Consider the following 1,406-nt stretch of genomic DNA (forward strand, 5'->3'; position numbering starts at 1 on the left):
GGGGGGCGCACTTCGCCACCCCCCGGCCTACGCGGCCTCACGGGGACGTCCAGAACCCCGCTGAGCTACCCTTCTTCGTCACCCCGTCGGTCAAGCGCCGCGTCGGAGGTGCAGGAATGTCCACCTGCTGCGCATCGGCTACGCCTTCCGGCCTCGCCTTAGCTCCCGACTGACCCTGGGAGGATTAGCCTCGCCCAGGAAACCTTGGGTTTACGGCGGGGGCGTTTCCCACGCCCCTCTCGTTACTCATGCCAGCATTCTCACTTCCGGCCGGTCCACCGCGGGTCGTCCCGCGGCTTCCCCCCGGACGGAAAGCTCCCCTACCACTGATAGATCAGTCCGCCGCTTCGGTACCATGCTTAGCCCCGTATATTGTCGGCGCATGTCCACTCGACCAGTGAGCTGTTACGCACTCTTTGAATGGGTGGCTGCTTCTAAGCCAACATCCTGGTTGTCTGAGCAAACGCACATCCTTTGCCACTCGGCATGGATTTGGGGACCTTAGCGGGCGGTCTGGGCTGTTTCCCTCTCGAGCGCGCGGCTTAGCCCACGCGCTCTGACTCCCGGACTCCGGACCTGCGGCATTCGGAGTTCGGTTGGGTTTGGTAGGCGGTGAGGCCCCCGCGCCCATCCGGTGCTCTACCTCCGCAGGTAAGCGTCCGAGGCTAGCCCTAAAGCTATTTCGGGGAGAACGAGATATCTCCGGGTTTGATAGGCCTTTCACCCCTATCCGCGGGTCATCCCCCCAGTTTTCAACCTAGGTGGGTTCGGCCCTCCGCGGGGTCTTACCCCCGTTTCAGCCTGCCCGTGGATAGCTCACCCGGCTTCGCGTCTACGGCGTGCGACTGTGCGCCCGGTTGGGACTCGCTGTCGCTGCGGCTCGCTTCGTGGCTTGACCTCGCCACACGCCGTAACTCGCTGGCTCATTCTACAAAAGGCACGCCGTCACGGCCCCGAGGGGCCGCTCCGACTGCTTGTGCGCGCACGGTTTCAGGTACTATTTCACTCCCCTCCCGGGGTGCTTTTCACCTTTCCCTCACGGTACTCGTCCACTATCGGTCACAGGAGAGTATTTAGGCTTGGAGGGTGGTCCCCCCAGCTTCCCACCGGGTTTCACGTGTCCGGCGGTACTCAGGGTCCGGTCGGCAGCCGGCGGGGGTTCGCGTACGGGGCTCTAACCCTGTCTCGCGGGCCTTCCCAGGCCCTTCCGCTCCCCCGCCGGTTTGTCACTGCCGCGTGACCGGCCCTACAACCCCGGCGGGGCCGAAGCGCCCGCCGGTTTGGCCTCATCCCCGTTCGCTCGCCGCTACTGGGGGAATCTCGGTTGATTTCTCTTCCTCTGGGTACTTAGATGTTTCAGTTCCCCAGGTTGCCTCCGCGCGCCCTATGAGTTCAGGCGGCGGCGG

General features: G+C 64.5%; 1 rRNA gene. It reads right to left on the bottom strand.

Going from position 1 to position 1,406, the window contains the following annotated elements:
• A 23S ribosomal RNA gene (locus HMPREF2826_RS00670) occupies positions 1 to 1,406 on the bottom strand; the annotation flags it as partial.

Source organism: Olsenella sp. HMSC062G07 (assembly GCF_001811895.1).
Taxonomy (GTDB): Bacteria; Actinomycetota; Coriobacteriia; order Coriobacteriales; family Atopobiaceae; genus Olsenella_F; species Olsenella_F massiliensis.